Below are 9052 nucleotides of genomic sequence, written 5' to 3'. Positions count from 1 at the left end.
TCGGCAAGGTGTTCCACGGTGTGCATGACGAAGACACTGACCGCGAGCACGACGACGAGCAGCAGGTGCCCGAGGGCACCTCCTGTTCGTACGCGTCGGCTCACGTTCGCGGAGTCTCCTGTCCGGCTGCTGAGGGTCCCAGCCCCCGACAGTACCGAAGCGGAAGCGGGTGTCCTGCTGGCGGGTCGAGTGTCCGCTGTTCCCCTTTCGTCCGCTGCACTACTAAGCTGTTTGGTATTCACGCCATAGCGGAGAGGCGGGCGTATGCGTACATGGACGCCACGTCAGTGGGCGGCGGCGGTGGCCGTGGCCCTCGTCGCCGGTGTCGCGATCGGCGTGCCGACCGAAGTCGTGCCCACGCCCTTCTACGCCCGGATGACCCCCGTGCTGTGGTGGAACTATCCGGTCTGGGCGGTGTCCTCGCTGCTCATGGGTCTGCTGGTGGCGACCTGCGTCGGGCAGCCCTCCGCGGTGAAAGACAGCGGGCCGTGTTCGCGCCGCGCTGTTGTGGCCGGGCTGCTGTCCGCCTTCGCCGTGGGTTGTCCGATCTGCAACAAGCTGGTGGTCCTGGCCATCGGGGTCAGTGGTGCCCTCTTGTACTGGGCCCCGGCGCAGCCCTTCCTCGCGGTCGCCTCGATGGCACTGCTCGTGCACGCGCTCGTACGCCGCCTGCGTATGGCCGACGCCTGCCCGGTGCCGAGTACGCCTTCCGCGTACGACCTCGGAGGTCGTCCGAGCCCCGAAGCCTACGATAACAGTGCACTGGTGCCTGGAGGGTCGCGGCCCGGGGGTGAAGGGAGCGGTCGTGCGTCAGCTGGGTGAGCTGGAGGCGGAGATCATGTACCGCCTGTGGGCCTGGGGACGTCCGGCCAGCGCGCGCGATGTGCTGACGGACATAAACAAGCAGCGTCGCCTCGCCTACAGCACGGTCAAGACCGTCGCCGACATCCTGTACCACAAGGGCATGCTCACGCGGCACAAGGAGGGCCGGGCCTGGGCCTACGCGCCCACGTGTACGCGTCAGCAGTACACGGCGACGCTGATGCAGGACGCTCTCGACGACAACCCGGACCCGGCGGGCGCGCTGGCCAGTTTCGTGGGACAGATGAGTACCGAGGAAGCGGACGCGCTACGCTCGGCGCTCCGAGCCGTGAAGAGGCGGAGTAGCGCATGATCACAGCAGTGGGGCTGGCCGGGTACGCGGTCCTGGTGGGTGCCGCGGTGCCGCCCCTGCTGGCCCGCGCCCGGTGGGCGCACCGCGCGCCGGCCGTCGCTGTGTTGGCGTGGCAGGGCCTCATGGTCACGTTCGTCGTCGCCACCGCCCTCGCCGTGCACCACCTGGTGATGACCGAGCAGCACATGCACGACGGACTGGTCGGGTTGCTCACCGCGTGCGGACTGGCCGCCGACGCGTCGCACGGCAACGCGCCGCCCACCTTCGGTGACGCGCTGGTGATCGCTGCCCCCATCGCAGTGCTCCTGCTGCCGGTCGGCTGGCTGGTCCGCTGCACGTGGCGGGCTCGACGTGCTCGCGGCCGTCAGCTGGGCATGCTCACGCTCGTCGGCGAACCTGCGCCCGAGTACGGCGCCACGATCGTCGATTACGACACCCCGGCCATCTACTGCCTGTCGGGACCCGGCTCCCACATCGTCGTCACCCGTGGCGCGCTGGACGCCCTGACCGAGGAGCAGCTGCGGGCCGTACTGGAGCACGAACGTGCCCATGTCACGGGTAGGCACCACTTGCTGAAGATCCTCGTCGACGCGTTCTCACGAGCCTTCCGCGGACTTCCGCTCGCCCGGTATGGCAAGGAGCAGACGAACCTGCTGCTGGAGATGATCGCTGACGACCGCGCCCTGCGGTTCTACGCCCCCGAAGTGCTGGCCACTGCGATGTGCGAGGTCGCGGCCGGCAGGGCGCCGCAAGCGGCTCTGGGTGCCGGTGGATCGGGGGTTCTCATCCGGCTCATGCGCGTCCTCACCCCGCAACCACGTCCCCACCGCGCGGCCTGGCTGGGCATCGTGGCGGCGAGCGTCGCGGCTCCACTGCTTCCCCTGCTGGTGGCGTGCGGGCCCTGACTCCTACAGGACCCGCACTATCCCCTTTAACGGTTGCGCATCTCTGCGCGGCTGTGGTTGCGACACAGCACGAACACCTCACACCGGGAACGCTGGTCCGCCTTCCTGCTGAACGCCGGGGGAGTCGACGCCCGAACAGGGACTCCTGGCTTCGAGTTGTCGCACAAGAGATTACTGCTAAGTTCCTTAGCTATCTAGTGGATGCGACCGGTAACCCCTTGCCAGATGAGTACGATCAGGACCGGCCGGGCCGACGCCGCAGCGTGTCGGGCCAGATCCGTGTCAGGGCCTGCAGCGACGCGTCGGCGAACCCAGCAAGTCCTCGGCGGCACGGCCAACGAGGTGACCGGCGCGCTCGTTGAGCAGATCGAGGACAGCACGAAGAACGAAGTGCTGGCGCAGGCCGGGATCGGAGAGGAGGGGTGGTCCCGATGCTGCCGCACCATACGAAGGGACCGGGCGTACTCGGTGCCATCCCTGAGGAGCACATGGGGCCGTTCGGCCACTGACCAAGCCCCGACGAGGATGACGAGTTGGATCCCCTCGCCGCTGACCGACGCCGAGGTGTGGCGCTTTCTGAACACGCTGGGTGGTTGATTCGACGGACGATGGGAGGCACCCGGCTTGGCGGGTGCCTCCCTCATCGCCGTTCGTGGTTACTTGAAGGACCGCAGCCGAAGGCTGTTGGTCACGACGAAGACCGAGGAGAAGGCCATCGCGGCACCCGCGATCATCGGGTTGAGCATGCCGGCCGCGGCGAGGGGCAGGGCTGCGACGTTGTAGCCGAAGGCCCAGAACAGGTTGCCCTTGATGGTGGCCAGGGTCTTGCGGGACAGGCGGATCGCGTCCGCGGCCACGCGCAAGTCGCCTCGTACGAGGGTCAGGTCGCCCGCCTCGATCGCCGCGTCCGTGCCGGTGCCCATGGCCAGGCCCAGGTCGGCGGTGGCCAGGGCGGCCGCGTCGTTGACGCCGTCGCCGACCATCGCGACCGTACGGCCCTCGACCTGCAGTCGCTTGACCACGTCCACCTTGTCCTGGGGCAGGACCTCGGCGATCACCTCGTCGATGCCGACGGCCCGGGCCACGGACTCGGCGACGAGTTGGTTGTCACCGGTCAGGAGGACGGGCCGCAGGCCCAGCCGGCGCAGCTCGGCGACCGCCTCGGCGCTGGTCTCCTTGATCGCGTCGGCGACCGTGAGCACACCACGTGCGTGGCCGTCCCAGGCGACGGCGACTGCCGTACGGCCCTCGGCCTCGGCGGCAGCCTTGGCTTCGGCCAGCTCGCGGGGCAGCTCGATGGCCCACTCCTTCAGGAGCTTTTCGCGTCCGACGAGCACCGCGTGCCCGTCGACGATGCCCTGGACGCCAAGACCGGCGACATTCTCGAAGTTCTCGGGAACCGGCAGGTGCCCGACCCGCTCGATCGCCCCGGCGGCGATCGCCTGCGCGATGGGGTGCTCGGAGGCGTGCTCCAACGCGCCGACCACCCATAGCAGTTCGCTCTCGGTCATGCCTTTGGCGACGTACACGTCCTGGAGGGTCATCCGGCCGGTCGTCACGGTCCCGGTCTTGTCCAGGACGACGGTGTCGACGCGCCGGGTGGACTCCAGGACCTCCGGGCCCTTGATGAGGATGCCGAGCTGGGCGCCGCGCCCGGTGCCGACCATCAGCGCGGTCGGCGTGGCCAGACCCAGCGCGCACGGGCAGGCGATGATGAGCACCGCGACGGCTGCGGTGAACGCGGCGGTCGCGTCGCCGGTGATGAACAGCCAGGTCAGCAGGGTGCCGAGGGCGATGAGGATGACTGCGGGCACGAAGACCGACGAGATCCGGTCGGCCAGCCGCTGTACGGCTGCTTTGCCGTTCTGTGCGTCCTCGACCAGCTTGGCCATCCGTGCGAGCCGGGTGTCCGCGCCGACGCGGGTCGCCTCCACGACGAGCCGGCCGCCGGCGTTGACCGTGGCGCCGGTGACCGCGTCGCCGACGGTCACGTCGACGGGTACGGACTCGCCGGTCAGCATGGACACGTCCACGGCCGAGGTGCCCTCGACGACGGTGCCGTCGGTGGCGACCTTCTCTCCGGGCCGGACGACGAACCGATCGCCGACCGCCAACTGGGCGACGGGGATGCGTATTTCGTTGCCGCCGCGCAGCACGGAGACGTCCTTGGCGCCGAGCTCCAGCAGCGCCCGCAGGGCCGCGCCTGCCTTGCGCTTGGACTTCGCTTCCAGATAGCGCCCGGCGAGGATGAACGCGGTCACGCCGGCCGCAGCCTCCAGGTAGATGGCGGAGGAGCCGTCAGCGCGGGAGACGGTGAGGTCGAAGCCGTGCCGCATGCCCGGCATGCCCGCATGCCCGAAGAACAGCGCCCACAGCGACCAGCCGAACGCGGCGAGCGTGCCGATCGACACCAGGGTGTCCATGGTCGCCGCGCCGTGCCGGGCATTGGTGAACGCGACCCTGTGGAAGGGGAGGGCGCCCCAGACGACGACGGGGGCGGCCAAAGTGAGCGACAGCCACTGCCAGTTGTCGAACTGCAGGGCCGGAACCATCGCCATCAGGATGACGGGCACGGACAGGACGAGTGAGACGAGCAGGCGCTGGCGGAGGGAGAGCAGCTCGCCATCCGCTGCCGGGGCGGCCTCGGTCTCGGCGGTGTCGTCGGCCAGGGGAGCGCGCGGCGGCGGTTCCTCGGCCGTGTAGCCGGTCTTCACCACGGTGGCGATGAGGTCGGCGACCTCGACGCTCGGCCCGTAGGTGACCTTCGCCTTCTCCGTTGCGTAGTTGACCGTGGCGGTGACGCCGTCCATGCGGTTGAGCTTCTTCTCGATGCGGGCCGCGCACGAGGCGCAGGTCATGCCGCCGATGGCGAGCTCGACGTCGGAGGCGGGGGCAGGGGCCGTAGTGCTGAGCGTCGTCTCGGGTGCCGTGCTGGTCATGCGTGTCTCCTGAAGGAGGCCGGGACGCACGGCATCCGTATCAGCGGAGCGGTACGTCCCGACGTGGGAGGTGAATCGCGTGATGGCGGGGCAGGGAACCCCGGAGGTGCCGTCAGGCCTGGCCGACGAGCTCGTAGCCGGCCTCGTCGACGGCGGCGCGCACGGCCGCCTCGTCGAGCGGGGCGGCGGAGGTGACGGTGACCTCGCCGGTCTTGGCGACAGCCGTGACGGAGGTGACGCCGTCCAGTGCGCCTATCTCCTTCGAGACCGAGCTTTCGCAGTGGCCGCAGGTCATGCCCGACACCTTGTAGACGGTGGTGATGCCGATGCCCTGAACATCGGCGGCGCCCGAGCCGCAGGAACCGCCGGAGCCGCCGCAGCAAGAGCTGGAGTTCGTCTGTTCGGTCATGGTTTCTTCCTCAGGGTGTGGATGCGTGGGGCCGGTCCTGGGGCCGATGTGGTGACCCGTTCCGACGACAACAACACTATACCCCCTGGGGGTATACGCCTACCTCTAATGCCGCCCACATGGCTCTGGTCGACCCCGCCCCTCGCTCACTATGGTGCTTAGTACGCGTCGCGACCTGCGACGACAACTTCCGTCGCGCAGGGGACAGACGACCAGGCCTGCGCCGGCGCGCGTCTCGGCAACCGCCGAAGACGGGGGCGGGCTTCGGCCTCCTCGGGGTGCTGGCGGCCCGCGTCGGGACCCGGGCGGGCGTCTCCGTCCCGGCCGTACCCGTCGCCTGACGGCGCTCGACGGTGAGTCCTTGGGCGGCATCCGCGCACGTCGCGGATGCCGCCCGAGGCACTCGAGGAGGCCCGCACCTGTTGGAGCCGGGCTGGTCCGGCTGCCATCAGGCGGCCATCATCAGCAGCATCCCGGACATGGTCGCGCCCATGCCGATGTGTGCCGCGAGGGCGGCGTTCGGCTCGGCGCCGACCTTGCGGCGGCGGCCACGACGGGTCCCTTCGCCCGCCCGGGCCTTGTCCCACACGGAGAGCGTCAGCGACGCCAGGAACACGACCAGTGTGTCCGGGACGGCAAGCAGCCAGCGCCCCCAGTTCCGGCCCGCGGCGAGGTTCTTGTCCGTGCCGCGTACCCGTACCCACACGGAGGCGGCGATCGACAGCAGGAAGTACATGGCGAGCGCCGCGATCACGATGCGCCACATGGAACCCGAGTCCTCGGAGGCACCGATGTTGGCCGCCGTGTCGGTCATGCCCGGCATGTTCATCCCGGGCATCGACCCCATTCCCTCCATCCGCTCCATGGAACGCATCCCGGCCATGCTGCCGCTGCTCGCTGTGCTTGCCATGTCCTCCATGCCGGGCATGTTGGCCATGGAGGACCCGAGCGCGAGGACGGGACCGGACGAGGTGGTGGTCATCGCGAGCGTCATGATCACCATGCCGGAGCTGCCGACGATGAGGTGCACCCAGTGGCGGCCGTGCTTCCACCCGCACGTGCGTGTGTGCTTGACCGCCAGCGCCACGCCGCCGAGCCCAAGCAGAGTGAACACCGCCGTCCACCACATGCCGTAGTCCGCGTACCAGGCGATGGTCGCGGGCAGGGCCATAAGGGCCATGCACAGGCCCATGAGCAGTTCGCCGCCCGCTGCGAAGCGTGTCTCGCCGCTGGTGGTCACCACCCGGACCGCGCTGACGGCGGCCACCAGAGCGGCGACCGCCGCGATGGACCAACTGAGTGCCGCGCTTCCCATCGTCACCTTCCCGATCGATCCCGTACGGTCCGTCAACTGCTAGTTCCCTTAGTACGTTTGGGGTTCGGGAGGTGTTCAGGTGACGGGTGGGATTCCGCGCTTCCGTCAGCTCTGCTGGGGCTGCGGGACGCGACGGCCGCGGCAGGACCGGGCCACGGCGACGAGGACGGCCGCGGCCATGCCGTACAGGACCACCGTCGCGGCGGTCCGGCCGGCTCCATACGTCTGTGCGAGCGGCAGGTACACCGGCCGGGTCTCGGACACATTCCGACCGGCGCCCTGCTGGACGGCGACCCAACTTTCCGCCGTCCGGTTCCGGGTGTCCTTGAACGTCGCGTACAGGAACCAGCGGCCCTCGGCGTGCAGTTTGATCCGGCCGTGCTCGGTGCCCTCGGAGACGGGTGTGAGCCGACCAGTCGCCTTCTCTCCGGCGCGGCGAGCGACCAACTCTACGGGGTGCAGGGCCGGATCGTCCGTCGTGAGCGTGACATCGACCTCGTGCTCCCCGACGAACGCCATCCATCGCGCCTGGCCCACGTCAGTGCCCTGCCCTGGGTCGTGGGCGAGGGCGCGGGTCGCGGTGAGGAGAGGGAGAGCGAGCAGGAGTACCGAGGCGACAGCCGCGGCCTGTAGTCCGCGACGCCAGACGTGCGGCACGCCATCGGACACCAGGACCATCAGAGTCGAACCGGGAAGGGCCAACAGCAGTGAGGGAACGACCTGATCGGCGGAACGGCCGTGCCGTGCGGCACGACCGGAAGCAGCGGCACGTACGTCGCGTGCACGGCCGCCGGCGCGACGAGGGCCAGCCACCACGGCGAGGGGCGCCAGAGGTGGACGAGGTCGACGGCAGCCGTCACCAAGAGTACCGGCGGGACGATCGGCGTGGAATGGCCGAGCAGGGCCAAGAAGGCGACCGTCAGCAGCCTGACCGCAGTGACCAGCAGGGCGGCGCCGAAGACGGCGCCCGGGCGTGGGTCGAAGCGGCGGATCACCATCACGGCCAGGGTCACACCGGCGCTGACGATCGGTAGATACCAGAGCGCCGAGAACTGGGGAACGTCCGAGTCGTACTCCATGACCGGCACCAACGCCGCGCCCAGCACCAGGGCTCGGCAGGTGTCACGCCCGACATCCGTGTGCAGCGAGTCGTCCCAGTAGGTGCTGAACAGCGCGAGTGCGCCGCTCGTCAGCGCTGCCAGCAGCCAGCGCATACCTGTGCCCCCTCTTCGCTGAGAAGTGCCGTAACCTCTCCGGCCATATACCCCCTAGGGGTATGAAGGAACCGGCGGGGTCGAAGTCTCGCCTCAGCCGAATCCGTTGAGTTCGTCGTTCGCATGAGGGCGGGTGGTTTGGCACTGACTGCTGACTCCCGGCAGCCCGCTCTTTGTGATCACTAAGTGGTCAGCTCCGGAAATCCTTCGGGGGTTGATCAGACTGCCAGGGCGACGGAGGATTCTTCTTGTCGGTCGGCGGGTGTGTGTCGGTCGAGCCGGGCCAGCAGATCGTCCAGGTCGGAGGTGGTGAACCTCCACTGGAACGGCTGTGCCGTGGCGTTGTAACGGCCTTCGAATGCTCGGAGCCGGTTCCGGACCTGGGTCACGTCGGTGAAGTCGTTGGGTCGGACAACCTTGCGCTGGACGATGGAGAAGAAGGACTCGATCTGGTTCGTCCAGGAGGCATGCACGGGGGTGTGGACCATGACCGCATTCGGAAACGCCTTGGTCAGACGGTCTATGGCCTTCTTCCCCCGGTGGGAGGAGCCGTTATCGACGATCCAGAAGACGCGTCTGGCGTTCGTGTAGGGCTCGGTTGTCATGGCCTGGGTGACCAGGTTCATGAGAAGGGGACGATGCCGGTCTTCGGCTCGCAGCGGCCGAAGACCTTCGCGCGGTGGACGTCGTAGGCGGCCAGGTAGGCCAGCGCGCCGCCGCGGCCGTACTCGTGGTTGACGCGCATCGCCCGGGCCCGGCCCGGGGCCAGGGTCGGATGGCAGCGGCAGCGGGCCTGGACGGAAGTCTTCTCGTCGCTGGACAGGACGTACTCGTCCGGGCCCAGCGCGACACCATCGAACGTGCGGGCGTAGAGGTCCAGGGCTCGCTGGGCCTTGGCACGGAAGTCCGGATCGCGGATGTAGATCCAGGACCGGTACTGCCAGGGCTTGAGCGCGTCCTCGCGCAGCCAGCGGCGCACCGTGGACGCGGAGACGGTATCGGTGATCCCACGCGCGGTCAGCAGAGGTGGACGGTTCGTTTGTGACCGAGGCGTCGCTGATCCGGGAAGCGTGACCACCGGCCCTCTGTGGGCTTA

Annotated in this window: 10 protein-coding genes; 3 read left to right on the top strand and 7 right to left on the bottom strand. The window is 69.1% G+C overall.

What is annotated here, in order from left to right:
• The first annotated feature begins 264 nt into the window (after window positions 1-264).
• The 3 genes from VXC91_RS39425 to VXC91_RS39415 are packed head-to-tail and all read left to right on the top strand — an operon-like array spanning window position 265 to window position 2079.
• Window positions 265-822, top strand: a complete 558-nt coding sequence (locus VXC91_RS39425) for a hypothetical protein (RefSeq protein ID WP_329512175.1) — start codon at window positions 265-267, stop codon at window positions 820-822.
• Entirely contained in the window at window positions 806-1174 is a 369-nt protein-coding gene (locus VXC91_RS39420; RefSeq protein ID WP_329512174.1) for a BlaI/MecI/CopY family transcriptional regulator, read from the top strand. Before VXC91_RS39425 ends, VXC91_RS39420 begins: the two co-directional genes overlap by 17 nt.
• Entirely contained in the window at window positions 1171-2079 is a 909-nt protein-coding gene (locus VXC91_RS39415) for a M56 family metallopeptidase (protein WP_329512173.1), read from the top strand. Before VXC91_RS39420 ends, VXC91_RS39415 begins: the two co-directional genes overlap by 4 nt.
• Before the next feature lie 656 nt (window positions 2080-2735).
• Here VXC91_RS39415 and VXC91_RS39410 read toward each other — a convergent pair.
• The 7 genes from VXC91_RS39410 to VXC91_RS39380 all read right to left on the bottom strand — a co-directional run bounded on the left by VXC91_RS39410 (window position 2736) and on the right by VXC91_RS39380 (window position 8935).
• Window positions 2736-5018, bottom strand: a complete 2283-nt coding sequence (locus tag VXC91_RS39410; RefSeq protein WP_329512172.1) for a heavy metal translocating P-type ATPase — start codon at window positions 5016-5018, stop codon at window positions 2736-2738.
• Between the two features lie 112 nt (window positions 5019-5130).
• The gene (locus VXC91_RS39405; protein ID WP_329512171.1) at window positions 5131-5427 is read right to left on the bottom strand and encodes a heavy-metal-associated domain-containing protein; all 297 of its coding nucleotides are present in this window, start codon (window positions 5425-5427) and stop codon (window positions 5131-5133) included.
• A gap of 448 nt (window positions 5428-5875) precedes the next feature.
• A complete protein-coding gene (locus VXC91_RS39400) occupies window positions 5876-6778 on the bottom strand; it encodes a DUF5134 domain-containing protein (protein ID WP_329512170.1) in 903 nt (300 codons plus the stop codon).
• 69 nt (window positions 6779-6847) lie between these two features.
• Window positions 6848-7411 carry a hypothetical protein gene (locus tag VXC91_RS39395; RefSeq protein ID WP_329512169.1) on the bottom strand — a complete coding sequence of 188 codons (564 nt, stop codon included), beginning with the start codon at window positions 7409-7411 and terminating at the stop codon, window positions 6848-6850.
• An 8-nt stretch (window positions 7412-7419) separates the two neighbouring features.
• A complete protein-coding gene (locus VXC91_RS39390) occupies window positions 7420-7956 on the bottom strand; it encodes a hypothetical protein (protein WP_329512168.1) in 537 nt (178 codons plus the stop codon).
• Between the two features lie 218 nt (window positions 7957-8174).
• A complete protein-coding gene (locus VXC91_RS39385; RefSeq protein WP_329512167.1) occupies window positions 8175-8582 on the bottom strand; it encodes a transposase in 408 nt (135 codons plus the stop codon).
• Window positions 8579-8935 (bottom strand): hypothetical protein, encoded by a 357-nt coding sequence (locus VXC91_RS39380; protein ID WP_329512166.1) that lies wholly within the window; start codon window positions 8933-8935, stop codon window positions 8579-8581. The genes VXC91_RS39385 and VXC91_RS39380 overlap by 4 nt, the downstream gene beginning before the upstream one ends.
• Between the last annotated feature and the right edge of the window lie 117 nt (window positions 8936-9052).

It is taken from the genome of Streptomyces chiangmaiensis (genome assembly GCF_036281785.1).
In the GTDB taxonomy this organism is placed as follows: Bacteria; Actinomycetota; Actinomycetes; order Streptomycetales; family Streptomycetaceae; genus Streptomyces; species Streptomyces chiangmaiensis.
This window is presented reverse-complemented; position numbering and strand designations above follow the sequence as displayed.

What these genes read in the sequence shown, in the direction of transcription:
- VXC91_RS39425 (WP_329512175.1), top strand. Translation starts at nt 265, where the DNA reads ATGCGTACATGGACGCCACGTCAGTGGGCGGCGGCGGTGGCCGTGGCC.
- VXC91_RS39415 (WP_329512173.1), top strand. Translation starts at nt 1,171, where the DNA reads ATGATCACAGCAGTGGGGCTGGCCGGGTACGCGGTCCTGGTGGGTGCC.
- VXC91_RS39410 (WP_329512172.1), bottom strand. Translation starts at nt 5,018, where the DNA reads ATGACCAGCACGGCACCCGAGACGACGCTCAGCACTACGGCCCCTGCC.
- VXC91_RS39405 (WP_329512171.1), bottom strand. Translation starts at nt 5,427, where the DNA reads ATGACCGAACAGACGAACTCCAGCTCTTGCTGCGGCGGCTCCGGCGGT.
- VXC91_RS39390 (WP_329512168.1), bottom strand. Translation starts at nt 7,956, where the DNA reads ATGCGCTGGCTGCTGGCAGCGCTGACGAGCGGCGCACTCGCGCTGTTC.
- VXC91_RS39385 (WP_329512167.1), bottom strand. Translation starts at nt 8,582, where the DNA reads ATGAACCTGGTCACCCAGGCCATGACAACCGAGCCCTACACGAACGCC.